This window comes from Celeribacter neptunius (assembly GCF_900113955.1).
In the GTDB taxonomy this organism is placed as follows: Bacteria; Pseudomonadota; Alphaproteobacteria; order Rhodobacterales; family Rhodobacteraceae; genus Celeribacter; species Celeribacter neptunius.
Map to the genome: position 1 here is coordinate 285,167 of NZ_FORH01000001.1, position 24,782 is coordinate 309,948.

25 protein-coding genes are annotated in these 24,782 nt (G+C 62.8%); 13 read left to right on the forward strand and 12 right to left on the reverse strand.

All coding sequences use genetic code 11. The features are described from left to right. Positions 1–9 precede the first annotated feature (9 nt). The 5 genes from nuoN (at position 10) to BM151_RS01485 (ending at position 5,412) form a co-directional block, all read left to right on the forward strand. Entirely contained in the window at positions 10–1,446 is a 1,437-nt protein-coding gene (nuoN, locus tag BM151_RS01465) for an NADH-quinone oxidoreductase subunit NuoN (protein ID WP_090056126.1), read from the forward strand. A gap of 21 nt (positions 1,447–1,467) precedes the next feature. Further along, positions 1,468–2,202 carry a biotin--[acetyl-CoA-carboxylase] ligase gene (locus tag BM151_RS01470; protein ID WP_090056133.1) on the forward strand — a complete coding sequence of 245 codons (735 nt, stop codon included), beginning with the start codon at positions 1,468–1,470 and terminating at the stop codon, positions 2,200–2,202. Next, on the forward strand, positions 2,202–2,981 hold the full coding sequence (locus BM151_RS01475) for a type III pantothenate kinase (protein WP_090056135.1): 780 nt from the start codon (positions 2,202–2,204) through the stop codon (positions 2,979–2,981). The genes BM151_RS01470 and BM151_RS01475 overlap by 1 nt, the downstream gene beginning before the upstream one ends. Continuing rightward, positions 2,978–4,639: a ribonuclease J gene (locus BM151_RS01480; protein ID WP_090056138.1), complete on the forward strand. Its 1,662-nt coding sequence runs from the start codon at positions 2,978–2,980 to the stop codon at positions 4,637–4,639. Before BM151_RS01475 ends, BM151_RS01480 begins: the two co-directional genes overlap by 4 nt. A gap of 224 nt (positions 4,640–4,863) precedes the next feature. Then, positions 4,864–5,412 (forward strand): VPLPA-CTERM sorting domain-containing protein, encoded by a 549-nt coding sequence (locus BM151_RS01485; RefSeq protein ID WP_090056141.1) that lies wholly within the window; start codon positions 4,864–4,866, stop codon positions 5,410–5,412. Positions 5,413–5,538: 126 nt separating this feature from the next. Here BM151_RS01485 and BM151_RS01490 read toward each other — a convergent pair whose 3' ends face one another. From BM151_RS01490 to BM151_RS01515, 6 genes are all read right to left on the reverse strand, one after another. After that, on the reverse strand, positions 5,539–7,011 hold the full coding sequence (locus BM151_RS01490) for a DEAD/DEAH box helicase (RefSeq protein ID WP_090056143.1): 1,473 nt from the start codon (positions 7,009–7,011) through the stop codon (positions 5,539–5,541). A gap of 192 nt (positions 7,012–7,203) precedes the next feature. Beyond that, the gene (locus tag BM151_RS01495) at positions 7,204–7,659 is read right to left on the reverse strand and encodes a hypothetical protein (protein ID WP_245781063.1); all 456 of its coding nucleotides are present in this window, start codon (positions 7,657–7,659) and stop codon (positions 7,204–7,206) included. Between the two features lie 118 nt (positions 7,660–7,777). Then, a complete protein-coding gene (locus BM151_RS01500; RefSeq protein ID WP_090056147.1) occupies positions 7,778–8,581 on the reverse strand; it encodes a hypothetical protein in 804 nt (267 codons plus the stop codon). 150 nt (positions 8,582–8,731) lie between these two features. Continuing rightward, the gene (locus BM151_RS01505; RefSeq protein WP_090056151.1) at positions 8,732–9,499 is read right to left on the reverse strand and encodes a VPLPA-CTERM sorting domain-containing protein; all 768 of its coding nucleotides are present in this window, start codon (positions 9,497–9,499) and stop codon (positions 8,732–8,734) included. 183 nt (positions 9,500–9,682) lie between these two features. Then, positions 9,683–11,293 (reverse strand): peptide chain release factor 3, encoded by a 1,611-nt coding sequence (locus BM151_RS01510; RefSeq protein WP_090056153.1) that lies wholly within the window; start codon positions 11,291–11,293, stop codon positions 9,683–9,685. 376 nt (positions 11,294–11,669) lie between these two features. After that, the gene (locus BM151_RS01515) at positions 11,670–12,713 is read right to left on the reverse strand and encodes a Hint domain-containing protein (protein ID WP_090056156.1); all 1,044 of its coding nucleotides are present in this window, start codon (positions 12,711–12,713) and stop codon (positions 11,670–11,672) included. Positions 12,714–13,261: 548 nt separating this feature from the next. On the opposite strand from BM151_RS01515, the gene BM151_RS01520 reads away from it, so the two are divergent. Further along, positions 13,262–14,041, forward strand: a complete 780-nt coding sequence (locus tag BM151_RS01520) for an SDR family oxidoreductase (protein ID WP_090056159.1) — start codon at positions 13,262–13,264, stop codon at positions 14,039–14,041. Between the two features lie 82 nt (positions 14,042–14,123). On the opposite strand, the gene BM151_RS01525 is transcribed toward BM151_RS01520, so the two are convergent. Next, on the reverse strand, positions 14,124–15,002 hold the full coding sequence (locus tag BM151_RS01525) for a hypothetical protein (protein WP_143093013.1): 879 nt from the start codon (positions 15,000–15,002) through the stop codon (positions 14,124–14,126). A 287-nt stretch (positions 15,003–15,289) separates the two neighbouring features. Between BM151_RS01525 and BM151_RS01530 the strand changes: the two genes are divergently transcribed. Both BM151_RS01530 and BM151_RS01535 read left to right on the forward strand, forming a co-directional pair. After that, entirely contained in the window at positions 15,290–16,345 is a 1,056-nt protein-coding gene (locus BM151_RS01530; RefSeq protein WP_090056166.1) for a methyltransferase domain-containing protein, read from the forward strand. A gap of 58 nt (positions 16,346–16,403) precedes the next feature. Beyond that, positions 16,404–17,486, forward strand: coding sequence for an ABC transporter ATP-binding protein (locus tag BM151_RS01535; RefSeq protein ID WP_090056169.1), 1,083 nt, complete (start codon positions 16,404–16,406; stop codon positions 17,484–17,486). Between the two features lie 10 nt (positions 17,487–17,496). Here the strand turns inward: BM151_RS01535 and BM151_RS01540 are convergent, their stop codons facing one another. Next, on the reverse strand, positions 17,497–18,231 hold the full coding sequence (locus tag BM151_RS01540; protein WP_090056172.1) for a helix-turn-helix transcriptional regulator: 735 nt from the start codon (positions 18,229–18,231) through the stop codon (positions 17,497–17,499). A 4-nt stretch (positions 18,232–18,235) separates the two neighbouring features. Further along, complete coding sequence (locus BM151_RS01545) at positions 18,236–18,565, reverse strand: hypothetical protein (RefSeq protein WP_143093014.1); 330 nt, start codon at positions 18,563–18,565, stop codon at positions 18,236–18,238. Positions 18,566–18,782: 217 nt separating this feature from the next. Between BM151_RS01545 and BM151_RS01550 the strand changes: the two genes are divergently transcribed. The 4 genes from BM151_RS01550 (at position 18,783) to BM151_RS01565 (ending at position 21,449) form a co-directional block, all read left to right on the forward strand. After that, positions 18,783–18,998, forward strand: a complete 216-nt coding sequence (locus BM151_RS01550; RefSeq protein ID WP_090056179.1) for a twin-arginine translocase TatA/TatE family subunit — start codon at positions 18,783–18,785, stop codon at positions 18,996–18,998. A gap of 101 nt (positions 18,999–19,099) precedes the next feature. Further along, positions 19,100–19,717: a Sec-independent protein translocase protein TatB gene (gene tatB / locus BM151_RS01555; RefSeq protein ID WP_090056196.1), complete on the forward strand. Its 618-nt coding sequence runs from the start codon at positions 19,100–19,102 to the stop codon at positions 19,715–19,717. Further along, positions 19,714–20,601, forward strand: a complete 888-nt coding sequence (tatC, locus tag BM151_RS01560; RefSeq protein WP_090056199.1) for a twin-arginine translocase subunit TatC — start codon at positions 19,714–19,716, stop codon at positions 20,599–20,601. The genes tatB and tatC overlap by 4 nt, the downstream gene beginning before the upstream one ends. 5 nt (positions 20,602–20,606) lie before the next feature. Continuing rightward, positions 20,607–21,449 (forward strand): ATP-binding protein, encoded by an 843-nt coding sequence (locus BM151_RS01565; protein ID WP_090056202.1) that lies wholly within the window; start codon positions 20,607–20,609, stop codon positions 21,447–21,449. Between the two features lie 76 nt (positions 21,450–21,525). On the opposite strand, the gene BM151_RS01570 is transcribed toward BM151_RS01565, so the two are convergent. From BM151_RS01570 to surE, 3 genes are all read right to left on the reverse strand, one after another. Beyond that, a complete protein-coding gene (locus BM151_RS01570; protein WP_090056205.1) occupies positions 21,526–22,740 on the reverse strand; it encodes a LysM peptidoglycan-binding domain-containing protein in 1,215 nt (404 codons plus the stop codon). Positions 22,741–22,833: 93 nt separating this feature from the next. Then, positions 22,834–23,475, reverse strand: coding sequence for a protein-L-isoaspartate(D-aspartate) O-methyltransferase (locus BM151_RS01575; RefSeq protein WP_090056209.1), 642 nt, complete (start codon positions 23,473–23,475; stop codon positions 22,834–22,836). Further along, a complete protein-coding gene (gene surE, locus BM151_RS01580; RefSeq protein ID WP_090056213.1) occupies positions 23,475–24,254 on the reverse strand; it encodes a 5'/3'-nucleotidase SurE in 780 nt (259 codons plus the stop codon). Before surE ends, BM151_RS01575 begins: the two co-directional genes overlap by 1 nt. A gap of 118 nt (positions 24,255–24,372) precedes the next feature. On the opposite strand from surE, the gene BM151_RS01585 reads away from it, so the two are divergent. Next, positions 24,373–24,762 (forward strand): VOC family protein, encoded by a 390-nt coding sequence (locus BM151_RS01585; protein ID WP_090056217.1) that lies wholly within the window; start codon positions 24,373–24,375, stop codon positions 24,760–24,762. The last annotated feature ends 20 nt before the right edge of the window (positions 24,763–24,782 follow it).

Genomic DNA, 24,782 nt, shown 5'->3' on the forward strand with positions numbered 1-24,782 from the left:
ACACTGGATATGACCTCTAACGACTTTTCCATCGTCCTGCCGGAAGTGCTCCTCGCCATCTACGGCATGGCCGCGCTGCTCTTTGCCGTCTATACCGGCAAGGATAAGCTCGCAGGCGTGATCACCTGGCTCACAGCTGCGGTCTTCGTGATCATCGCGCTGATGATCGGGCTGGGCGGCGAGGGGGCCAACACGGCCTTTGGCGGCATGTTCATCGACGACGCCTTCTCGCGCTTCGGCAAGGTGGGTATCCTGCTCGCCGGCGCCGCCGTGCTGGTGATGTCCTATGACTTCCTCGAAAAGCGCGGCTTTGCGAAGTTCGAATACCCGATCTTGGTGCTGTTCTCGACCATCGGCATGATGGTGATGGTCTCCGCTGGCGACCTGATGGCGCTCTATCTCGGGCTCGAACTGATGTCGCTGGCGCTTTACGTCATCGCGTCCTTCCGTCGTGACAGCGTGAAATCCACCGAGGCCGGTCTGAAGTATTTCGTGCTGGGCTCGCTCTCCTCGGGGCTGCTGCTTTATGGCTCTTCGCTCGTGTACGGGTTCTCCGGCACCACCTCTTTCGCCGGCATCATCTCCGTGGTGCAGAACGAGGTGCCGGTGGGCGTGCTCTTCGGCCTGGTCTTCGTGATGACCGGTCTGGCGTTCAAAGTGTCCGCCGTGCCGTTCCACATGTGGACCCCGGATGTCTACGAGGGGGCGCCGACGCCCACGACCGCCTTCTTCGCCACCGCGCCGAAACTGGCCGCGATGGGGCTCTTTGCCCGGGTGCTGCATGACGCGTTCGGCGGCATCGTCGGCGATTGGCAACAGGTGCTCGCGGTGATCGCCGTGGCCTCCATGTTCCTTGGCGCCGTGGCCGGGATCGGCCAGAAGAACATCAAACGTCTGATGGCTTACTCCTCGATCTCCCACATGGGCTTCGCACTCATGGGCCTCGCTGCCGGCAATGCCCAGGGCGTGCAATCGGCGCTCATCTACATGGCGATCTACGTGGCGATGAACATCGGCACTTTTGCCTTCATCATGACGATGGAGCGCGACGGCAAGCCGGTCACCGACATCTCTGCGCTGAACCTCTACTGGCGCAATTCGCCGACCAAGGCGCTGGCGCTTCTGGTGCTGATGTTCTCCTTGGCGGGGGTGCCGCCGATGCTCGGGTTCTTCGGGAAACTGGCCGTGCTGCAAGCCGCCTGGGGCGCCGGGCTGGTCTATCTCGCCGTCTTCGGTGTGATCGCTTCGGTGATCGGGGCCTTCTACTACCTGCGCATCGTCTACTACATGTATTTCGGCACCGAGACCGATCCGCTCGATCAGGTTTCCAATCCGGTCGCCTATGTGCTGCTGATCGCCTCGGCGCTGATCATGCTCGTCGGGATCGTCAATATGTTCGGTGTCGAGGGCATGGCCGCGCTGGCTGCGGATGCTCTGGTCAAGTGACGCGCACCCGTGCCGGATAAGATGTATATATGGCCCGATGGGGTAGGGCGCACCGTCCTCCCCTCTGTGGACAGCACCATGTCGGAGGCCGCGCGTGTCGCGGCCTCTTCCACATTTCCGCAATGGATTTTGGCGCACAGCCAAACTGCTGCCCATGGCCGCCGTGGCCGGCCCTGGGTCAACCCGGTGGGGAATTTCTCCGCCACGCTGCTGATGTTCCCGACAGAGCCGCCCGAGCTTGTGGCGCTTCGAAGCTTCGTCGCCTCGCTGGCGCTTTACGATGCATTCGTGGCGGTCACCGGCCGCACCGATCCGTTCGCGCTGAAATGGCCGAATGACGTGTTGCTCAATGGCGGCAAGGTGGCCGGCATCCTCTTGGAACGCGGGTCATCGCATCTGGCGATCGGCATCGGCGTGAACCTCGCCGAAGCGCCGGAGCGGGCCGCGGTCGAAGAGGGGGCAGCAGCCCCCGTCAGCCTTGCCCATGAGACCGGGGCCCTGGTCCAGCCCGAGGAATTCCTCGATCAGCTCGCCCCGGCCTTTGCCCATTGGGAGGCGCAATTCACCACCTACGGGTTTGCCCCCATCCGCACCGCCTGGCTCGCCCGCGCGGCGCGTCTGGGCGAACCGATCCGGGCGCGCACCATGGCCGAGACCCATCACGGGACCTTCGAGACCGTGGACGCTTTCGGCAACCTCGTTCTCGCCACTCCGAAGGGCAAGCTTTCCATCCCAGCCGCAGAGGTCTATTTCTGATGCTTCTCTGTATCGACACCGGCAATACCAACACCGTGTTTTCCATCTGGAACGGGGCCGAGTTCATCGCCACATGGCGCACCTCGACCGAGCATCAGCGTACGGCGGATCAGTATTACGTCTGGCTCTCCACCCTGATGAATTTTCAGAAGATCGAGGCGGATATCACCGAGGTGATCATTTCCTCGACCGTGCCGCGCGTGGTGTTCAACCTGCGGGTTCTGGCCAACCGCTATTTCGATTGCCGGCCATTGGTGGTGGGCAAACCGGAATGCCTTTTGCCGCATGATCCGCGCGTCGACGAGGGCACAACCGTTGGCCCGGACCGTCTCGTGAACTCGGCAGGGGCGTTTGACCGGTTCGGCGGCGACTTGATCGTGGTGGATTTCGGCACCGCGACCACATTCGATGTGGTGGCGGAAGACGGCGCCTATGTCGGTGGCGTGATCTCCCCGGGGGTGAACACCTCGCTCGAGAGCCTGCACCTCAAGGCCGCCGCTCTGCCGCATGTCGATGTGACCATGCCGGAAAAGGTGATCGGCACCAATACGGTGGCCTGCATGCAATCGGGCGTGTTCTGGGGCTATGTCGGCCTCGTGCGCGAGACCTGCAACCGGATCAAGGACGAATATGGCCGTCCGATGCGGGTGATCGCCACCGGGGGCCTTGCGCCGCTGTTCAATCAGGGCCACAAGCTGTTTGACGCTTTCGACGAATTCCTGACCATTCACGGCCTCGTGGTCATTCATCAATATAATAAGGATCGGGGCACCCTATGAGCGACCGTCTTCTTTATCTTCCCCTCGGGGGCGCCGGCGAGATCGGCATGAACTGCTACGTCTACGGCTACGGCCCGGTGGAGAACGAGCGTTATATCGTCGTGGATCTCGGGGTGACCTTCCCCTCGATGGATGGCACGCCCGGTGTCGATCTGATCTTTGCCGATGTCGCCTGGCTCGAAGAACGCAAGGAGCGGATCGAGGCGATTTTCATCACCCATGCGCATGAGGACCATATCGGCGCCGTCGGTCATCTCTGGCCGCGTCTCGATGCGCCGATCTATGCCCGGGCCTTTACCGCCCATCTGGCGCGTCTCAAGTTCGAAGAGCACGGCCATGACGAGCTGCAGATCAAGACCGTTTCCGCCTGGCCGGAACAGATCACTGTCGGGCCGTTTACCGTCGGCTTTGTGCCGATCTCGCATTCCATCCCGGAATCTTCTGCGCTGGTCATCGACAGCCCGGCAGGGCGGGTGATCCACACTGGTGACTTCAAGGCCGATGAAAACCCGGTGGTGGGCGAGCCCTTCGACCGCGCCCTGTTCGAAGAGATCTCGAAAGATGGGGTGAAAGCGTTGGTCTGCGACTCGACCAACGTGTTCTCCGCCCATCCGGGCCGTTCCGAATCCGAAGTCATCGAACCCTTGACCGAACTTATCGCCGGGCTCGATGGCATGGTCGCCGCGACCACCTTTGCCTCGAACATTGCGCGGGTGAAAACCCTGGCCGAAGCCGGCTCGAAAGCCGGGCGCTCGGTCGTGCTTCTGGGCCGCGCCATGCGCCGGATGATCACGGCGGCGATCGAGACCGGGATCATTTCGGATTTCCCCAAGACGGTCTCGCCTGAAAACGCCGGCGATATCCCGCGCGAGAACCTGATGCTGCTGACCACCGGGTCGCAGGGCGAACATCGCGCCGCCACCGCACAGCTGTCGCGGGGCAAATACCTCGGGCTCAAGATGGCCGAGGGCGACACGATGATCTTCTCTTCGAAGACCATTCCGGGCAATGAGGTTTCGGTCTCGCGCATCCTCAACAGTTTCTCGGAAATGGGGGTGGAGACGATCTCCGGCCGCGACGAGATCCATGTCTCCGGCCATGCCAACCGGCCCGATCTGGCGATGATGCATGAGATCGTCAAACCGCAGGTGGTGATCCCGATGCATGGTGAACACCGCCATCTGAGCGAACATGCGAGACTGGCCGAGAGCAACGGGTTCCAATCCATCGTGGCGCCCAATGGCGTCGGTGTCGATCTCTCCGGCAATGCGCCGCGGGTGACCGAATATGTCGAGACCGGGCGCACCTATCTCGATGGCTCGATCCAGATCGGTGCCATGGACGGCATCGTCCGCGATCGCATTCGCATCGCTCTGAACGGTCTGGTGGTCGCCACCGTGATTATCGAGGATGACGAGCCGCTGGGCGATTGCTGGTGCGAATTGCGTGGCCTGCCGGAAACCGGTGTGTCGCGTGCGCCGCTCGTCGATGTACTGGAAGAGGATGTGAACCAATTCCTGATGCGCGCCAAACCGAAGACGCTCTCAGACGATGACAAGCTCGAAGAGGACATGCGCCGGATCATCCGCAAGACCACGCAGGAAGAGGTCGGCAAGAAGCCCGAGGTGCAGATCATCATCTCGCGCCTCTCGAGCTGAGCCGTGCTTTCCCCCAATGTGTTGGGGGGAGGCCCGTTTGCCGCGCCCGCTGAATGCTTCAAGGCTGAACCGCTTTGACATCACCCGCAAATAAAGAACCCGCGCCACGGCGCGGGTTTTTCTGTGCCCTGTGCTGGTGCCCTGTTTCGAGGCCAATCACGATTCTGAGATTTCCTCGACATGTGGTAATCTCAATCGTGTTCATCATCATTTGGGAGAAGCCCATGCGTTTCTTGTTTACATCTTCTGCACTTGCGTCTGTCGCCCTGCTGCTGGGCCTGAGCGGCGCGACCGAGGCGGCCACGGCCAGAACTGGCGAAATCGACGCCTCACAGATCGTCACCTATGGCGGGTACGAATGGGTCTGGGCCTCGCCCTGCGGTGCGGTCGATGGCTGCTCCGCTTTCGATATGTCCGAGCAGGCGACCTATGGCTGGCGGCTTCCGAGCAATGAGGAGGTGTGGGCCAATATCGTGTCCGATGTCACGGCCTTCATCGACGCGTTCAAAACGCCCGCGGGGTTGGAGAGCCGATATACCGGCACCTATGGCGCGTCCTATGCCTGTGCCGCGGGCTGGTTCAACCCCTATGACTGGTGCGATGTCAACGATGGGTACAACGGATATGTCTGGAACATCAGCGGCGACAGCTGGTACGAGACCTTCGCGATCCGCGATCTCTCGCCCGTGCCGGTTCCGGCGGGTCTGCCGCTTCTGGTCGGGGCGCTCGGTGGCCTTGGTCTGATGCGCCGTCGCAGCGCGAGCCGCGGCTGACCGATCCGCTTCGACATCCCCCGCACACACATCCGTCGTAAACACATCCCTCGTAAACGCAGACACCCGCGCCATGGCGCGGGTGTTGTGGTCTGTGCGTCGCTCTTGGTGGAGAACGGGGGCCGCTTAGCCCGCCTGACGCTCGTCAAAGCTCAGGGCGATGAAAGAGGGCAGGTGGTCGCCGAGACCGATGACCTTGGTGTCATCATCCTTGCGGCCCCGGCCACGGCGGGATTTGCCCTCGGGCTTGTCCTGACGGTCCTGGCGGCGCTCTTGTCTCGCCTCTTTCGGGGGCTCTTCGCTGCGGGTGTCTTGCCCGGCGTCGGCCGAGCCGGACTCGACCGCGGTCTTCTCTTCGGCTGGCTTGTCACTCTTGCGCTTGCGGGTCCGCGTCCGCTTCGGTTTCTCGGACTTGACCGCTTCTGCCTCGGACGCCTCTTCGCTCGGCTGGCCCAGCGGGTTCTCGAGACGCGGGATCTCTTTCGCGATCAGGGCTTCGACATCGGCGAAATTCTTTTCATCGCGGGGCTCGCAGATCATGATCGCCTTGCCGTCGCGACCGGCACGCCCGGTGCGGCCGATGCGGTGGACATAATCCTCGGCATGGCCGGGCACGTCGAAGTTGAACACATGGGTGATCGAGGCGACGTCGAGACCGCGCGCCGCCACATCGGAGGCCACGAGGATCTTGATCTCGCCATTGCGGAACTTCTCCAGCGTCGCGTTGCGCTGCGACTGGTCCAGGTCGCCATGGATCGGCGAGGCCTGATAGCCGTATTTGTTCAGCGATTTCGAGACGATATCCACATCGGTCTTGCGGTTACAGAAGATGATGCCGTTTTTCAGCTTCTCACCCTCGGCGTCGATCAACGCGCGCAGCAACTGACGTTTCTCGGAGGCGGCACGGTCGCGGCGCGAGCCTTTGAACATCACCACATGCTGTTCGATATTCTCGCCCGAGGTGGCCTGGCGGGCGATCTCGATCCGCGCAGGCGCAGAGAGGAAGGTGTTGGTGATGCGTTCGATCTCGGGCGCCATGGTGGCCGAGAAGAACAGGGTCTGGCGGGTGAAGGGCGTCAGGCCGAAAATGCGTTCGATGTCGGGGATGAACCCCATGTCGAGCATCCGGTCGGCCTCGTCCACCACCATGACCTTCACATCGGAGAGAATGAGCTTGCCACGTTCGAAATGATCGAGAAGCCGGCCCGGGGTGGCGATCAGCACATCGACGCCCTTGTCAATGAGCGCATCCTGTTCCTTGAAGCTCACGCCGCCGATCAGCAGCGCCTTGGTGAGTTTCATGTACTTGGTGTACGTGTCGAAGTTCTCCGCCACCTGCGCCGCCAGTTCGCGGGTCGGGCAGAGCACCAGCGAGCGCGGCATGCGCGCACGCGCCCGGCCACGCGCCAAGTTGGTGATCATCGGCAGCACGAAAGAAGCGGTCTTGCCGGTCCCGGTCTGGGCGATGCCCAGAACGTCCTTGCCCTCCAGAGCGGGCGGAATGGCGCCGGCCTGAATGGGGGTCGGGCTCTCGTAGCCGACATCTTCGATGGCTTTGAGAACTTTCGGGGCGAGATTGAGATCGGTGAACTTGGTCAAATTGTGCCTTTCGCGATGTACGGCTGTTAAATGGCCGCAAATACCCGCGCGGCCCGCCCGGCCAGATTGCCGGTACGTCTTTGGACCGCCTTCTACGCCGCACGGGCACAAAGGTCAAGAAAAGCCGCGAAAAGCAGGTTCGGGAGGCCTCGGAGCTGGCCGAGCCCGGTTCCCTGCGGCGAAGCCGTGGGCTCAGCCGCCGACGATCACCGCGTTTTCCAGTGTGGCCGCCTGCCAGGTCTCCGGGTCGAGCATCGGCCGCATATCGCCGCGCAGGGTGATCCGCGTGCCCTCTTCCAGCCCGATGATCGGCTGGTCGAGATTGACCTGAATCGAGGCGCCGTGCTCGCCGGAGCCGCAGAACGGGCAGAGCCCCATGTCGGACACCAGGATCAACTGGGAGACATCGGCGCCCGGGGTGAGCGGCACGGCATAGCCGGTGAGCTCCATCCCGTCGACGCCGTTCTTGAGCCGCTCGGGAAAGCCCTTTTTCACCTCATAGCTGGTCTCGGTGACGATTTCTTCGATGCTGATCCCCTTGAGATCGTCCCAGCCCGGGGCATCGGCGAAGGCGGCAGAAGACAGTGTGGTCGCAGAGGCGGTGAGCCCGGCGGTGAGGGCGAGGCGGCTGCTGTAGGTGAGGGTCATGTGCAATCCTGGTGCGTGTGCTGTCGTTGGCCACAGCTTAGCGATCTTATCGGAATTGGGAATCCCCGTGTCGGAGTTTTTTCCGGTCTTCGGCGAAAAAACGCAGGTGTGCAGAGGTTTAGCTTTGTTTCGCGGCGCGTCTGGCGCGTGCCCGGCGGAATTTGTCGCGGATCACCATCAGGCGGCGAAAGACCGTGCGCGGGCTGGCGTTGATCTCGTCGAGCAGGCTTTGTCCCAACAGCCCGGCGCCGGTCCCGTCGAGCGCTGTCACGCTTTCATGCAGGTGGTGGATGATATGGATGTCGAGATCGCCGCCGCTCACGGAATAGGGCTCAAGCCCCAGGGACACCGCGTCATTCTTGCGCTTGCCCAGGGGGAAATGTTCCGCCGCGGAGAGACCGGAGAAATTGCGCTCGCTATCCGCGAGTTTCATCATCCCGGTGACCAGGAACATGTCCCGGCCCAGCCGACGCTCTGCCTCGGTCCGTCCGAAATCGCCAAAGGTCCGGAGCGCCGAGATTTTCCAGCGCGGGCTCAGCAGTTTGGTGAGAAATTCGGCCTCCTCGTCCCAGAGCCGGTGCCAGAGGCGCTGCATCTGAGGATCAAAGGGCCGGCGGCGCGACAGCATGATCAAGACGGCAGTGAGATGGAACAGCTCCGGCTGATTGGCCAGCCGGTAGGCCATCCATTCGACATTCTCACGATAGCGCTCCGGCGCCGGTTTGCGCAGCTCGCAATCCCCGCGCGGCGGCAGGATGCGGGTTTTCAGCGGCGCAAAATCCATCTCCGGATCGGGCAAATTCCCGTCCAGATCGACAAAGGCGACACGCTCCGCCTCGAGCTGGGCCGTGATCGCGTCATAGCCCTGCGGATAGGTGCTGTCCGGCTCTGGCGCGGGGGGCTCTGTCGGCGGGGTGGACATCGTCTTGGTTCTAATCTCTCGGTCTAAATCAATGATTTTGAGACAGCTTAGAACGTCACGCCGCCCGGCTGCAACCGTGCAGGGGCGACGTGTCCTTTTCGGGGCGGGCAGGTCGGCGGGTATCGGACCTGCGGATGTCGGACTTGGCGATCAGGCCGCGATCAGCTTTGACATCCCGTGGTCGCGGCGCTTGCGTTTGAACAGGCCCAAGGCGCCAAGTCCGGTCAGGATGAGCGGCATCCCGGCGGGCAGGGGGACGGCCGGGATGCCGCCGGTCACGGTTCCGCTGATGAACGCGTAGGTGTTGTTGTTGTCATCCACGGCGACGCCAAACAGCGAAGAGGCCGGCGCAGCATGGCTGAACATGAAATCCCAGGCGCTCTCGCCTGCCAGAATGCCGGTGGCATCGAGCATCTGGTAATAGTTGGCATAGCCATCGCTGCCGAGCGCATCGCCGAAATCGCCAAACAATGCCTGTGCGCTGCTGGTGTTGCTGTAATAGTCATCCCAGAGCAGGTTGTCGTTCCAGTTGCTGCTGCTCAGATTGAAGGCCTCCCAGAAATCGCCGGTATAGGGATCGCCGGAAGAATAGCCGCCGGTGTCATTGGAGACGGTGATGAAGCCGAGGCTGCTGCCGTCGATGCCGGCCACCGAGCTGGGGTTCGGGTTGGTGACGCCAAAACCGATCAGCGTCAGGTTCGAGGTGTTGTTGTGGATCGTGTAGGCCCCGCCGGTGGAGGTGGCACTCTCTTCGACCCAGAACGCGTCATAGGTGCTGTCGATCACCACCGGGGTGGCGTCGGCGATCGTGGCGGTCAGGGTGCTGGCGAAGGCGGCTCCCGCACAGAGCGTGAAAGCGGCCGAGAAGGCGACTGATATTGCGATTGTGCGCGTCGCCTGTGGGATGTGTGAACTCATGAAAATTGCTCCGATTAAGCTTAACAGGTGGTCAAGTTTAAGAGCGTCTTCTCGGATCTCGCATCGCCCATATGGGGTAGGGTGGCCTTCCGGGGCGCGCCAGAGCGGGGGAAGAAAACATCACGCCGCCGGGCGGTTCGGCCGGGCGGCGTGACACTGTCTTGGCAGGGTGCGTCGGGTGACTTACGCGCCGTGCATTTCCTTGGTCGCCGAGAGCGTCAGCTCCGGGTAATCGCGCTCGATCCGGTCGATGTCCCATTGCAGACGCGTCAGGAACACCGGGTCGCCGTCGTGATCGTAGGAGATATGCTGTTTGTTGGCGTTGACAAACTTGTCCAATTCCAACTTCGGACCGGTCACCCAGCGCGCAGAGGTGAATTGAGACGCATCAAATCGAACAGGCAGCCCGTATTCGAGCTCGATGCGCGAGGCCAGCACCTCGAATTGCAGTGCGCCGACGACGCCGACGATGAAGCCGGAGCCAATCGCCGGTTTGAAGACTTTCGCAGCGCCTTCCTCGGCAAATTGCATCAGCGCTTTCTCGAGGTGTTTGGCTTTCATCGGGTCGCCCGCCCGCACGCCTTGCAACAGCTCGGGCGCAAAGCTCGGGATGCCGGTGACGCGAATGTCCTCGCCCTCGGTCAGCGTGTCGCCGATGCGCAGCTGACCGTGGTTCGGAATGCCGATGATGTCGCCGGCATAGGCCTCTTCCGCCAATTCACGGTCGGAGGCGAGAAACAGCACCGGGTTGGAGATCGCCATCGGCTTTTTTGTGCGCACATGGGTGAGTTTCATGCCGCGTTTGAAATGCCCCGAGGCGAGACGCACGAAGGCCACGCGGTCGCGGTGTTTCGGGTCCATATTGGCCTGCACCTTGAAGACATAGCCCATGACCTTTTTCTCGTCCGGGCTGATCGCGCGCGGGGTGGCCCTTTGCGGCTGCGGCTCGGGGCCGTATTTGGCGATCCCGTCCATCAGCTCCTGAACCCCGAAGGAATTGATCGCGGAACCGAACCAAATGGGTGTCAGTGTGCCGTCGAGAAAGGCCTCGCGGTCAAAGGCTGGCAGCAGTTCGCGCGCCATTTCGAGCTCTTCGCGGAGCTGTTCCAACAGATGCGCGGGCACATGGTCCGCCAGTTTCGGATCATCGAGCCCCTCGATCTTGATGCTCTCGGCGACCTTGTTGCGGTCGGCGCGATCCATCAGTTCGAGCCGGTCATTGAGCACGTCATAACACCCCAGGAAATCGCGCCCGACGCCGATCGGCCAGGATGCGGGCGTCACGTCGATCGCCAGGTTTTCCTGAATCTCGTCAATGATCTCAAGCGTATCGCGGCTCTCGCGGTCCATCTTGTTACAGAATGTCAGGATCGGCAGGTCGCGCAGGCGGCAGACCTCGAACAGTTTCTGGGTCTGACTCTCCACGCCTTTCGCGCCGTCGATCACCATGATCGCTGCGTCTACCGCCGTCAGTGTCCGATAGGTGTCCTCGGAGAAATCCGAGTGGCCGGGCGTGTCGACGAGGTTGAAGCGATGCCCGTCGAAATCAAACGACATGGCCGAGGCGGAGACCGAGATGCCCCGGTCCTTTTCCATCTGCATGAAGTCCGACCGCGTGCGCCGCGCCTCGCCCTTGGCGCGCACTTGACCGGCCATCTGGATCGCGCCCCCGTACAGCAGGAATTTCTCCGTCAACGTCGTCTTACCGGCGTCCGGGTGCGAGATGATGGCGAAGGTCCGGCGACGGGCAATCTCCGGCGGCAATTCGGGGGCGTTATGCGAGCGATCCAACATGGCGCTCATATACGTGCGGGCGCGACGCTGGGCAATGGGGAATGGATCAAAGAGGGGAAACGACAGGGGCGCTTTGTGGACGAAGCGGACATTGGTCACCTGGGAGCTGAGCCGTGACACGCCTGCCTGTAGGATGGCGCTCTGACGCATGTTCCGCGCGCTTTATGGCGCAAAATGCATCTACGATCCGAGGTTTGCGTTCCGGTGAAATGCGCCAGCCTGCGGGGACAGGCAGGCGCAGGCGCGGCGGCTTCGCCTTGTCCCGCGCCCCGGAAGGGCCAACCTCCCCATAGGACTTTCAGCGGCCGTTGCGAGGCTATAAGGGGAGCGTGTCATTCGATCCGCTTGGCGGCATAAGCGTCCTGCCGCCAGTGGCTCAGCTCCCCGAGGCGCTGCGCAGGATGTCGGCGGCCACCGAAGGCTCCAACATGCCGTCGCGCAGCTCGAAGGCGCGGGGCGTTTCGGCGCTCATCCGGTCCGGGGCGATCCTGGCCTGCACATCTTCCGGCAGGAAGGGGCGGACACGGCTATCGACGAACATGCTTTCGGCGGCGATGCCCTCGGCATAGATGATTTCGTGGCTGTCGAAAAGCAGCTGGAAATACTCGACAAAACCGCCATCCGACTGGATCACGCTTTTGCCATTCACCAGCAGTTTGGCCTTGACCAGCACCTCGGCGCGACCGGCATGGATGGCATCGCGGCGCTGGTAGATGAAAATCCGGTGATGCGGCGAAACGGTCAGATCCTTGGAATTGTTGAGCGCGCCCTGCTTGATCACGATGGGGGCAAAGGCACCGGTGGCACGCACGGTCTGGGCGCCGATCCAGCGCACCTCCTGCGGCCCGTGATCGCGGGTCAGAACCCGATCGCCGATCGCGATCTCTTCAATCGGTTTCTGCATGCCGTTCGACAGGGTGATCCGGGTGCCACGGGTGAAGGCGACACAGGCGACATCCGAGAGCCGGGTGCGGGCGGTGTCCTGATCGACCTTGACGAGCGCATATTCGATGTCCGGATCGAGCGGCGCGAAGGGCAGAAAGAACACCTCTTCGATCAGGCCGCCGTCGTCGGTTTCGACCACCACAAGAAGCTCGACGGTCGTGCCCGAGGTGCCCATGAGGGTGGCGATACAATCGAGATGGAGCGCATGGCCCGGGTGGCCGAGCTCGGTGTCTTCGCCGATGTGCAAGGCCTCGCCGGAGACGATCACCGACAGGCGGCCGCGTTCGGCCTGTTTTCGCAGCTGGTAGACATCCGCCAGTTCGATCTCGGCGGCATTGCACAGCCCGTCGCCCAGATTGACGCCATTGATCACACGGAACTCATCGGCCCGATAGACGGCAAGGCTCTGCACCGGCAGACCGGTTTCCACCGTTGTGCCGGCCTGCGCCGTGTCTCCGTTCGATCCCCCGATCATTTCGTTCTCCGATACCCCAATATGGTGTTTTTGCGATCGGGCGACCTCGGTGCCCGGTTTGGAAAACGCCATCTACTCACCATCCCAGCCCCGCGAGTATGCCGGGCTTGCCCCATTTTGTACATAGAAACGCTACACATAGCCTATGCGGCTCCTACGGTGCTTTAACATTGCGATCATGGGCGGAAACAGTGGCCGGATTTGGGCGAGACTGGTGCATTATGTGGCGAAGTTGCAAAAAACGCCCGGGGGAAACATATGCGGACAGTCCCCGCATCCATTTCCCGTTACAGTGCGACTCACTTTTGGGGCCACGATTTTGGGGCCACGATGCGTTCGATGCTCCCCGGTCCGGGGGGCCGGAGGCGCGATGTGCAGGGCGGCTTCAGAGGCTGCCGAGACATTGCCGGAGGTGACTTTCCCGGTGCCGCGCCCTACAACCTGTCCTGAGGCTCGGGTGGCGCGACAGGCGCCGGTCGACATGCCGTCACACGCCAGGACATGCCGCGGCGACGGCCAAGATAACTGCAAAGGCAAAGGAGAGGGATATGGATCTGGGGATCAAAGGCAAGCGGGCATTGGTCTGTGCTTCGTCAAAGGGGCTGGGACTGGGCTGTGCCCGGGCGCTGGCCGAGGCCGGCGTCGATCTGGTGATGAACGCCCGGGGCGTCGAGGCGTTGGAGGCCGCAGCCGCCGATATTCGCACCGACTTCGGCGTCGAGGTCGTGACCGTGGCCGCGGATGTGACCACCGAAGCGGGCCGGGCCAGGCTGTTGGAGGCCGCCGAGGGCGTCGACATCCTCGTCAATAACGCCGGCGGCCCGCCGCCGGGCATGTGGACCGACTGGGATCGCGAGGATTTCATTCAGGCGCTCGACGCCAACATGCTGGCGCCGATTGCGCTGATCAAGGCGCTGGTGCCGGCGATGATGGAGCGCGGCTGGGGCCGGGTGGTCAATATCACCTCGGTCTCCGTCAAGTCGCCGATCGGGGTGCTCGGCCTGTCGAACTCGGCACGCGCCGGGCTCACCGGCTATGTCGCCGGGACCTCGCGGCAGATCGCCGATCAGGGCGTGGTGATGAACAATCTCCTGCCCGGGTTCCACGCCACCGACCGGATGGTCGGCATGGATCGCACACAGGCCGAGGCCGCCGGCACCACCCCGGATGAAATCCGGGCGGATCGTTCCAAGAGCATCCCCGTCGGCCGCTATGGCACGACCGAGGAATTCGGCGCCACCTGTGCCTTCATGTGTTCGCAATTTGCGGGCTTCATGATCGGACAGAACATCCTGCTCGACGGCGGTCAGTTCAACTCGACCATGTAGGGTCTGCTGACCTGTGTCGCCTGAGAACCGGACCTGAGAAGGGGATTCGGAGAAGGGCCTGAAAATCGGACCGGAGAAGGGCTCAGCGCATCGCGCTATGTCCCGCTCCGGCATCGGCGGCGCTGTAAAGTCCAGGCAGCTCGAAAAGGCTGTCGACCCGCTGTTGCAGGGCGGTGATCTGGGTCTGGTTGAGCGAGACAAGACCGCCGCTTGTGACCGTGAGGCCCGGCGCCGCGCCAGGCTTGCCCGTGCCGGTCCAGTCGGCGGCCATGTCCTGCAGCCGTTTCAATGGGGTCAGCATGATGCTGGTCTCGCGATAGGCCTCGGCCGCGGCCCGAGACTGGCTCTCGGCCCGGGCCGCGGTCTCGTCCGTGGCTCCGGCCTGTTCGCTCGCGGCCGCCACCTCGTCGAGCAAGCTCTGGGTCACGGCCTCGCCCTGAGCCATCCGGTCGGCGATGCGGGTGATCGCCTCCAGCGCCACGGAAAGCCCGTTCTGGGCCTGGGATGGCCCGCTTTGGGTGGCCGCGGTGACGGAGGATGCGGCCTGCGACAGGTCGGTCTTGGCTGTGGCGGGCTGCGCAGTGTCCGTTTGTGCAGTGTCCGTTTGTGCATTGCCCGCCTGAGCGTTTTCCTCGGGAGCGTTTTCCGCCTGAGTGGTTTTTACCGCCGGCTCGGGCAGCGTTTCCTGTTGGCTGTCGTGAGAGGCGCCGGCGTGTCCGGCACCATGGTGCGACCGGCTTTGCAGCCAGAACACCGTGCCATCGGCAATGGCCTGCGGTGTTTGGCCTGCGGTAAACTCCGGGGGCGCCGGGCGTGTGTGGCGGGGCACCGCGCCGGCGCTGCCCGTTTGCGCCGGCGTCGCGGACAGCCAGGGTTGGAACAGCTGATGAAGCAGGGCAGAGAGCGGAGAGGCGCTGAACTGGACAGAGAACATGGTGAAACCGGACGCAGGAGCGGGCACTCGGCACATTCGGCGCGGAGGCACGCGGGACATGTCCGGGCTTCGCCGGGTTTGTGCCCGATTTTTAACAAAATTCGACCTCTGGGCGCCAGAAAAAGGTAATCAAATCGTTAACATCGGGCTTAGTGGGCGCGCTCCGCCCTGTTTTGGCCTGAATTCGGCCGGTATTGCGATCTGTCTGGCAAGGCTCTGACTTTACCGTGATCCCGGCTGGACCTGAGAGGCGTTCTGACGCAAGAGTAGGGCGCGAAACGCGACAGGATGCCAGGCAGGCAGAGGAGACACGCATGAGCCACGCGGATGTTCAGGACTATTACGGCAAGGTGCTTCAGGGCAGTCAGGATCTGAAGACCAACGCCTGTTGCAGCCCGGATGATCTCTCCGACGCTCTCAAATCCGCGCTCTCGAATGTCCATGACGAGGTGCTGTCGCGCTATTATGGCTGCGGGCTGATCGCGCCGGAGATGCTCGAGGGCGCGCGCGTGCTCGATCTCGGCTCTGGTTCCGGCCGCGATGTCTATGCGCTGGCGCAGTTCGTTGGTGAAGCGGGCTTTGTCGTGGGCGTCGATATGACCGAGGAACAGCTGGAGGTGGCGCGGCGTCATCAGGACTGGCATCGCGAGCGCTTTGGCTACGGCAAATCCAATGTGGAGTTCCATCAGGGCTATATCGAAAAGCTCGACGCGCTGCCGCTGGAAGAGGGCTCCTTCGACGTCATCGTCTCAAATTGCGTGCTCAATCTGGCGATGGACAAACCCGCCGTGCTGCGAGAGGCCTTCCGCTTGCTGAAACCGGGTGGCGAGATGTACTTCTCGGACGTCTATGCCGACCGGCGGGTGCCCGAGGCGCTGCGCTCCGATCCGGTGCTCTATGGCGAATGCCTCTCCGGCGCGCTCTATTGGAATGATTTCGAATATATGGCCCGTGCCGCCGGCTTTGGTGATCCGCGTCTGGTGACACATCGCGAACTCACAGTCGAGAACCCGGAGCTCGAGGCGAAAGTGGCGCCGATCAAATTCATGTCCGCCACCTACCGTCTGTTCAAACTCGATCTCGAGCCGGAATGTGAAGACTATGGCCAGGCGGTGATCTACAAGGGCACCATGCAAGGCGCGCCGCATCTGTTTGAGCTCGACGCGGGGCACAGGATCGAGACGGGGCGGGTGTTCCCGGTCTGCGGCAACACGTTCAAGATGCTCAAGGAAACGCGGTTTGCGCCGCATTTCGAGTTCATCGGCGATTTCTCCAGCCATTATGGCGTGTTCGCGGGGTGCGGTGCGACGAGCCCGTTCGATAGTCTGAGCGAGACCGGCGCGGCGCAGGCGGGCGGCAGCTGTTGCTAAGCGTTCCGCGCCCTGTTAGGGATCTTGAGAGTTTTTGTAAGACAATGAAGCCCGCCCCGTGACCGATCCCCGCCTTGAAATTCGCAACATCCGCCGCCGTTTTCAGGGCCGCGAGGTGGTCTCCGACGTCTCGCTCAAGGTGATGCCGGGGCAGGTGACCTGCCTGTTGGGGCCTTCGGGCTGCGGCAAATCCACGACGCTTCGGATCATTGCCGGCGTCGATATGCAGGACGAAGGCGAAATTTATGTCGACGGGCAATTGGTCTGTGACACCGTGTTCCGGGTGCCGCCAGAGCAGCGCTCGATCGGATTGATGTTTCAGGATTTTGCACTTTTCCCACATTTGACGGTCTTCGATAACGTGGGTTTTGGCTTGAAAGGGCATAAATCCGATAAACGTGCCCGGATCGAAGAGCTTCTGGACAAGGTCGGGTTGCTCTCGGCCATCGACAAGTTCCCGCATGAGCTGTCGGGCGGCGAGCAGCAACGGATCGCATTGGCCCGGGCGCTGGCCCCCAAGCCCTCGATCATGCTGATGGACGAGCCGTTTTCCGGGCTCGACGAGCGGCTCAAGGATGATATCCGTGACAGCACGCTGGATGTGCTCAAGGCCGAGAACACCGCCGTGCTTCTGGTCACCCATGAGCCGCATGAGGCGATGCGCATGGCCGATGAGATCGCGCTGATGCGCGACGGCAAGATCGTGCAGCAAGGCGCGCCCTACAATATCTACAACGCCCCGGTGGACCGCAAGGCGGCGGCGTTTTTCAGCGATATCAATGTGATCCGCGGCACGGTTCAAAAACTTGCCGTGACCACCGCCTTTGGCGAATTCCTCTGTCCCGGTCAGCCCGATGGCACCGAGGTGGAGATCGTAATCCGGCCGCAGCATCTGCGCATCGATTTCGACCGCGACGGGCGTGGCCCCAATCCGACGCCGCAGGACGGGACGCCGGCCCGCGCCACGGTGCAGCGGGCGCGGTTCATGGGGCGCGAGAGCCTCGTGGAATTCAGGATGGAGTTCGACGGTTCGGTGCTCAAGGCGACGGTGCCCTCGGTGTTTCTGCCGAAACCGGGCACGCCGATGTGGCTGATGATGCGCCGGGACCGCTGTTTCGTGTTCCCCACGCCTGCAGCCTAGCTCCGGCGACTTAATCGCGGTTTTTAAACGGTTTATGCGCCTGTTGATAGGCGATGAAATCCTCGAGCGTCTTGCCCGGTTCGTCGTGGAACGTGGCGCCGGTGTCGATCACGCTCTCGATCCGGTCGACCCGGAAGGTGCGGAACGCCGCGCGCGCCTCGCACCAGGCGCTCATGGTCCAGACCCGGCCCCAATAGTTGAGCTGCAAGGGGCGCACCAAGCGCGTCGAGCTTTCGCCGGAGAGCGCCAGATAGGTGATGCGCAGCACCTTTTGTTCACGCACCGCCTGTCGCAAGAGCGGCATATGCCTGTAGCCCGCCCGGGCGTCGGCAAAGGCAAAGGGATGCACCGCGTAGCCCCAGCCGGCCGCCGGCGGGCCGGTGTTTTCCGGCAGCACCGCATCGATCTTTTCCGCGAGACTCCTGGCGCTGTCCGCCAGCTCCGGATCGGAGGCCTCGCCGAGGATCGCCACGGCGAGATGCAGTGCCTCGAGCTCGCCCATGGTGAGATTCATCGGCGGCAGGGTGATCGGCGCGGTGATCATGTAACCGACGCCGCGTTCGCCCTCGACCGGCACGCCGGAGGCCTTGAGCGTCGCCATATCGCGCCAGATCGTGCGTTCGGAGACCTCGACGCGCCCGGCCAGTTCGCGGGCGGTATGAAGCTGCCCGTCGCGCAGGATCCCGATGAGATCGAACAGGCGGTCGCTGCGCCGGATACCGGTTTCCTTGCGACCGCCTGCCATCACGTTACGCCGCTTCCAGATCGGCCGCTTTGGCGAAGATCGGCGGGGTGCGGTGCATGATGACGCTCTCGGGCTTCACCAGCGCCATATAGGGCGCCGCCGCCGGGTGATCGCGAAAGCCCGCATCACAGGCCTCCATCGTCGCCTGATCGGCCCAGCTGATCTGATCGACCCAATTGCCGTCTTCGCGCTTGTAGAGCGCCCGGCCGAGATAGCCGGGGAAGGTGAGGAAATAGGCCTCCAGATCCTGCGCGCGCGCCGCGAGATCCGTCTCCGTGGCGCCTTCGGCCAGTTGGAAGATCACAGTTTCAATCATCTGAATATTCATGGTCATTTTTCTCCGATTCGAGGTTTCGATGACCTGAGAATGGCGCTCGACAACTGACATAAACCTGTCTGTTGAGATTTTCCAGCCTGTTGCGCCGCGGCAATGTTGTGCATCGACCGCCAAAACGCGTTTTTGCGCTTTTCCTCTCTGGATCGCCGTCCTAATCCTTGTTCCCGAGATTTGTGACGGGTCTTTTCACGGCCCGCTGAAAATGGAGAGACACATGCTCAACAATATCGGCCTTCCGGGTCTTCTGCTCATCGCCGTCGTGGTTCTGGTGCTCTTTGGCCGCGGCAAGATTTCCGGCCTCATGGGCGAAGTGGGCAAAGGCATCACCTCGTTCAAGAAAGGCGTCGCCGAGGGCACCAAGGAGATCGAGGACGAAGCCGCCTCTGTCGCCAAGGACATCACCCCCGAGGACGAGAAAGACAAAGCCTGAGGGCTTGGGCCTGAAGGCTTGGCTTTCGAAGGAAGACCTTCGGCGGGCGGGGCAGGGTGACCTGCCTCATGTGATGTGGCAATTGGACAAGGCGGTGCGGGATGTTTGACATCGGCATGTCAGAACTCTTGGTGGTGGGCGTGGTGGCCCTGATCGTGGTCGGTCCCAAGGACCTGCCGGGGATGTTCCGGACGCTTGGGCGATTCACCGCCCGGGCAAAATCCATGGCGCGGGAGTTTTCCCGGGCAATGGAATCTGCGGCGGATGAGGCCGGGGTGAAGGATGCGGCGGACGCGCTCAAGGGCGCGGCCAATCCGAAGAAATTCGGTCTCGACAAGCTCAACGAGGCGGCGGACACATTCGAGAAATGGGACCCGATGAAGGCCGCGGACGGCAAGGCCGCGCCGAAGACGACGGATCTGCAAAAAGACGAGCTGAGCCCCGATCGCGCGGAAATGGCGCAAAAGATCTCGGATGCGGCGGCCAAGAAGGCGACAGAGCGACAGGCGGCGGAAGCCGCGGCAGAGCAGGAGGCCAAACCGGCTCCGGCGGCCGCGACGGAAGCCCCCGCGCAAAAGCCGGCAGCAAAGAAAGCTCCCGCCAAGAAGGCCCCAGCCAAGAAAGCGCCAGCCAAAAAGGCAGCAACCCCGAAAGCCGCGGCCAAACCCGCGAAGAAACCGGCTGCAAAACCTGCCAAGAAGACCGAGGATAACGCATGAGCGACAGCGATATCGATGACAGCAGCGCGCCGCTGATCGAACATCTGGCGGAACTGCGCACCCGTATCATCCGCTCGGTTCTGGCCTTTGTCGTCGGCATGGTGATCTGTTTCACCGTGGCCGGGCCGATCCTGGATTTCCTTCTGGTGCCGATCGAGAAGTCCATGCGGGCGCTGGGCAACCCGAACCCGGTGATGCAATACACCGCGCCGCAGGAATATTTCTTTACCCTCATTCGCATCTCCATGGTTGGCGGTCTGGCCGTGTCTTTCCCGGTGATCGCCTATCAGCTCTGGCGCTTCGTGGCGCCGGGTCTTTACCGCAATGAGAAGAATGCCTTTCTGCCCTTCCTGATCGCCTCGCCGGTGCTGTTCCTGATGGGCGCGGCCTTCGCGCAATATGTGGTCGTGCCGCTGGCGATGACCTTCTTCCTGGGCTTTGCGGATCTGCCGTCTTTCGTTGGCGCTCTGGTGAGCAACGGCGGCGACGTGGCCGCGGCCTCGACGGACAGCGGTATCGACATCGTCTTCAACGGCAAGGTCAACGAAAGCCTCGATATCACGCTGAAAATGATCGTGGCCTTCGGTCTGTGTTTCCAGCTGCCGGTGCTTCTGACCCTGATGGGCAAGGCCGGGCTGGCCACCGCCGCCGGTCTGCGCGGCACCCGCAAATACGCGGTTGTCGGCATTCTGACCGTCGCCGCACTGGTGACGCCGCCGGATGTCACCACCCAGCTCATCCTCTTCACCGTGGTCTACGGGCTCTATGAGATTTCGATCTTCCTCGTTGCCCGGGTCGAGAAGAAGCGCAATGACGAGCTGCGTGCCGCCGGTGTGCTCGACGAGGATGACGATATTTTCGCCGAATTCGACGAGGACGACTGATCCCGATGAGTGACGACACATTGACACGGATTGCAGAGGCGCTGGAGCGGATGGCCCCGGCGCCTCTGGCCGCACCCGATTTCGAAACGGCCGAGGCCTATGTCTGGCACACCGAGCCGGATGCCTTGCAGCCGGTGCCCAGGGTGGCCCGGGTGGATATCTCGCTGCTGATCGGGGTCGATCGCGCCCGCGACACGCTCCTGGAGAATACGCTGCAATTCGCCCGTGGCCTGCCTGCGAACAACGCGCTCTTGTGGGGCGCGCGCGGCATGGGCAAGTCCTCGCTGGTGAAATCCGTCCATGCGGCGGTGAACGCGCAAGGCCTGCCCTTGAAGATCGTCGAGATGCAGCGTGAGGATCTGCCCTCCGTGGCACGGCTCCTGCATCTTCTGCGTGGCTCCGAGCATCGCTTCCTGTTGTTCTGCGACGATCTGTCGTTTTCGCACGATGACCAGCATTACAAATCCCTGAAAGCCGTTTTGGATGGCGGCATCGAAGGCCGGCCCGAGAATGTGCTGTTCTACGCCACCTCGAACCGCCGCCACCTGATGCCGCGCGACATGATCGAGAACGAGCGCAGCTCCGCGATCAACCCGTCGGAAGCGACCGAGGAAAAGGTTTCGCTCTCGGACCGGTTCGGGCTCTGGCTCGGTTTCCATCCGTGCTCGCAGGACGAGTATCTCGAGATGATCCGGGGCTATTGCAACGCTTACGGCGTCGAGATCGACGACGAGACGCTGCGCGCTGAAGCCATCGAGTGGCAGGCCACACGCGGTTCGCGTTCGGGCCGTGTGGCCTGGCAATATTTCACCGATCTGGCCGGGCGGATGGGCGTTACGCTGGGGTGATTTCAGCAAAGCGGATTATAGGGAAACAAAAACGGGCGCCAGTGAGCGCCCGTTTTGTTTTGCCTGTCGCTGCGGGTCAGTTCAGATAGGGCGTCGGATCGACCGTCTGGGTGCCCTTGAACACCATGAACTGCAAAGCGTTGAATTCGTTCGCGGTCACCTTGGCGATGGTCTGGCCTTTCTTGACCCTGTCGCCCTTCTTGACGCTGATACCGTCGATGAAGCTGTAGGCCGTCTGCAAGCCATCGCCGTGATCCACGACCATGATCTTCACCCCGTCGGCATTGGTGGAAATCAGCTTCACCGTGCCGTCCTTGGCCGCTTTCACCGGCGTGCCGGAGCTGGCGGAGAACAGGATGAATTTCGACTTGGTCTTGTCATAGTCGCGGATGATCGCGCCGGAGACCGGTTTGACCATTTCCGCGCTCGAGGTCTGGGTGGCGCCGAGATCGGCGGCGGGTTTGGTTTCCTTCGGCGCGGGCACGGCCGCTGCCGGATCGGGCAGGGGCTCTGCCGCCGAGGGCGGGGTGGGCGTCGGGGTGCCGGCCCCCGGCTCGGTCTCGGCCACCTGTTGAACCGGCGCTTCGGAGGCCTTGACCGGGATCAGCAGGTAACGGCCTTCCTGCACCTCGAGATTGGCGCCAAGTCCGTTCCAATCGGCCAGCGCGCGCACCGAGATGCCATATTTGCGGGCGATGGAATAGGCGGTCTCACCGCGTTTGACCTGGTGGCGCACCGGTTCCATGCCGCCGATCGGGTCGGAGGCCTGAGCCTGCGTCATCGTGGTGGTGGTCACGCTCTGCGTGGTGCCGCCGGTGTTGGTCGCGGCATTGTTCAGCGCCTCGTCGGTCAGCGCCGTGATGTCGATTCGCTCGCCGGAGGCAATCGTGCCGGCCTTGGTCGTGGCGGAAGAGCCGTCGATGCGGCGCGGCAGGGCCACGACCTCGCCTTCGCGCAGCGAGACATCGTCGGTGATGCCGTTGTAGCGCGCCAGCTCGGTGGCCGGGATACCGGTGCGGGCGGCCACCGAGGCAATGGTGTCGCCGCGTTGGGCCACGGCGACCTGATAATTCGGATAGGAAATGATACCGTTGGCATCGGGCACCGGTTTCGACACGGTCTGGGCCTCGCTGGCCGCCGGTGCCGTGGTGAACCCGTCGGTCAGCCCGCGCAGGTCGAAATCGATCGGCTTGTCGCAGGCCGCAAGCGCCAGGGCGGCGGACCCGGCCAGCAACAGCTGCAGGGCGCGCAGGCGCGGGGATCGTACGGATGAAATCGTCACGGTGCTCATGGCTCTCTTGTCCTCAATTCCTGGGGACGGCCTCTTGGGCGCCCCGATCGCCTTTCTTGGCGAAGGCTTACACTCTTATCGTTTCAAACGCCGTCATTCCTGTCCCATCCCTTCGACGAGTGGGACGAAACGCACGGCGCGCAATTCTTCATATTCGAAACCCTGCTCGGTCTTCGTCACCTTGATGAGGCTCTGAACCGCGTCAGACTGCCCCACCGGCACCACCATGATACCGCCTGTTTTCAACTGCGCCAAGAGGGGGCCGGGCGGGTCTTCGGCGGCGGCGGTGACAATTATGCGATCAAAGGGCGCTTGTTCCGGCAAGCCAAACGAGCCGTCCGAGGACATGGAGGTGATATTGACGATGCCGAGACGATCGAACACCGTTTGCGCCTCGCGCACCAGCCTGGCATAACGGTCGACGGTGTAGACCCTGCGCGCCAATTGGCTGAGGACCGCCGCCTGATAGCCCGAGCCTGTGCCGACCTCCAGGACCTTGTCGCGCGGCTGCACATCGAGCGCCTGGGTCATCAGGCCCACGACCGAGGGTTGCGAAATGGTCTGGCCGCAGGCGATCGGCAGCGGCATGTCCTCATAGGCGCGTTCGGCGAAGATCCCGCGCACGAAATCGCCGCGGTCGATCTTTTCCATCGCCTGAAGCGTGCGCCCGTCGGTGACGCCCTTGGAGCGCAGCGTGTAGAGAAACTGCATCTTGGCTTCGGGCGTCATCACCATCAGAAGGCACTCTCCAGAGCGTCGAGCCGGTCATGCGCCGTCAGATCGGCGCGCATCGGCGTGACCGAGATATGATCCGCGAGATTGGCGCTCACGTCGGTGCCCGGGCCGGTGTCGACCGATTGTTCGGAGCCGCGCACCCAGAGGAAGCGCCGACCGGTCGGGGAGACCTGCCCCTCGATGCCGAAACCCGCAGTCTGGCGCCGTCCCTGCCGGCAGATCAGCGGCGATTTGGTGTCGGCGGCCGGGATCGGCGGGAAATTCACATTGTAGAACAGCCCGTAATCGCGATCCTCGTCCCAGGGTGCGGCGAGAAGACGCCGGACCACCTCGGCGCCGTGCCGGGCGGCGCTCTCGAACGGGTCTTCGGCCTGATAATTGCGCGGGCCGAGGAACTGCGACATGGCGATGGATTTCACCCCTTGCAGCGCACCCTCCATGGCGCCGCCGATAGTGCCGGAATACATGACATTTTCGCCCGCATTGTTGCCGCGGTTGACGCCGGAGAGCAGCAGATCGGGCTTTTCGGGCAGAATGTCGTGCAGGCCAGCCAGGACGCAATCGGCGGGCGAGCCCTCGGCGGCCCAGCGGCGCGGTCCGAGTTCGGTGATCATCGTCGGATGCGAATAAGAAATGCAATGGGCGACCCCGGATTGCTCGAAGGCGGGCGCCACGACCCAGATCTCGCCCGCAGGCCCCGCCACCTCGGATGCGATCTTTTCGAGCGTCTTCAGGCCGGGGGCGTTGATGCCGTCGTCATTGGTGATCAGGATACGCATGGGGCTGCTTTCTCTTGTGTTGTCCTATTCCTTAAAGCAGGCTTGGAATCGCGGCAAGTCGCCCGCGACCTCTGCGCGGAAAAACCCGGAGCAATCCGGAAAAATAAGGAGATCTCCCATGGTCACGCCCGTTTTGGATGCCGTTGCGGTCACGGCGAAAGACATCGAACGCGCGATGGCGTTCTACACGGTGTTGGGGTTCGATTTCGAGGGTGGCTTTCTCTCCGACGACCATGTCGAGCCGGTGCGGCGCCCGGGAGAGCCGCGGCTGATGATCGACAGTGCGGCCTTGATGGAAAAACTCACCGGCGAAGCGCCGCGCGCGCCCAATCACTCGGCCTTTGCGCTTCTCTGTGACACCCCGGCGGAGGTGGACGGCATGGCGAAAGCGGTGGAAGAGGCCGGCTTCTCCGTGCTGGTCCAGCCCTGGGATGCCTTTTGGGGCCAGCGCTACGCCACGGTTTCCGACCCGGATGGTTATCGCGTGGACCTGTTCGCGCCCTTGTGAGCCTATGTCCCTGAGTGCAT

Coding starts and splice junctions, on each gene's coding strand:
- tatB (WP_090056196.1), top strand. CDS start 19,100: ATGTTTGACATCGGCATGTCAGAACTCTTGGTGGTGGGCGTGGTGGCC.
- BM151_RS01485 (WP_090056141.1), top strand. CDS start 4,864: ATGCGTTTCTTGTTTACATCTTCTGCACTTGCGTCTGTCGCCCTGCTG.
- BM151_RS01575 (WP_090056209.1), bottom strand. CDS start 23,475: ATGGTGATGACGCCCGAAGCCAAGATGCAGTTTCTCTACACGCTGCGC.
- BM151_RS01550 (WP_090056179.1), top strand. CDS start 18,783: ATGCTCAACAATATCGGCCTTCCGGGTCTTCTGCTCATCGCCGTCGTG.
- surE (WP_090056213.1), bottom strand. CDS start 24,254: ATGCGTATCCTGATCACCAATGACGACGGCATCAACGCCCCCGGCCTG.
- BM151_RS01520 (WP_090056159.1), top strand. CDS start 13,262: ATGGATCTGGGGATCAAAGGCAAGCGGGCATTGGTCTGTGCTTCGTCA.
- BM151_RS01570 (WP_090056205.1), bottom strand. CDS start 22,740: ATGAGCACCGTGACGATTTCATCCGTACGATCCCCGCGCCTGCGCGCC.
- BM151_RS01510 (WP_090056153.1), bottom strand. CDS start 11,293: ATGTTGGATCGCTCGCATAACGCCCCCGAATTGCCGCCGGAGATTGCC.
- BM151_RS01585 (WP_090056217.1), top strand. CDS start 24,373: ATGGTCACGCCCGTTTTGGATGCCGTTGCGGTCACGGCGAAAGACATC.
- BM151_RS01545 (WP_143093014.1), bottom strand. CDS start 18,565: ATGACCATGAATATTCAGATGATTGAAACTGTGATCTTCCAACTGGCC.
- BM151_RS01480 (WP_090056138.1), top strand. CDS start 2,978: ATGAGCGACCGTCTTCTTTATCTTCCCCTCGGGGGCGCCGGCGAGATC.
- BM151_RS01470 (WP_090056133.1), top strand. CDS start 1,468: ATGTATATATGGCCCGATGGGGTAGGGCGCACCGTCCTCCCCTCTGTG.
- BM151_RS01540 (WP_090056172.1), bottom strand. CDS start 18,231: ATGGCAGGCGGTCGCAAGGAAACCGGTATCCGGCGCAGCGACCGCCTG.
- BM151_RS01475 (WP_090056135.1), top strand. CDS start 2,202: ATGCTTCTCTGTATCGACACCGGCAATACCAACACCGTGTTTTCCATC.
- tatC (WP_090056199.1), top strand. CDS start 19,714: ATGAGCGACAGCGATATCGATGACAGCAGCGCGCCGCTGATCGAACAT.
- nuoN (WP_090056126.1), top strand. CDS start 10: ATGACCTCTAACGACTTTTCCATCGTCCTGCCGGAAGTGCTCCTCGCC.
- BM151_RS01495 (WP_245781063.1), bottom strand. CDS start 7,659: ATGACCCTCACCTACAGCAGCCGCCTCGCCCTCACCGCCGGGCTCACC.
- BM151_RS01505 (WP_090056151.1), bottom strand. CDS start 9,499: ATGAGTTCACACATCCCACAGGCGACGCGCACAATCGCAATATCAGTC.
- BM151_RS01515 (WP_090056156.1), bottom strand. CDS start 12,713: ATGATCGGGGGATCGAACGGAGACACGGCGCAGGCCGGCACAACGGTG.
- BM151_RS01500 (WP_090056147.1), bottom strand. CDS start 8,581: ATGTCCACCCCGCCGACAGAGCCCCCCGCGCCAGAGCCGGACAGCACC.
- BM151_RS01565 (WP_090056202.1), top strand. CDS start 20,607: ATGAGTGACGACACATTGACACGGATTGCAGAGGCGCTGGAGCGGATG.
- BM151_RS01530 (WP_090056166.1), top strand. CDS start 15,290: ATGAGCCACGCGGATGTTCAGGACTATTACGGCAAGGTGCTTCAGGGC.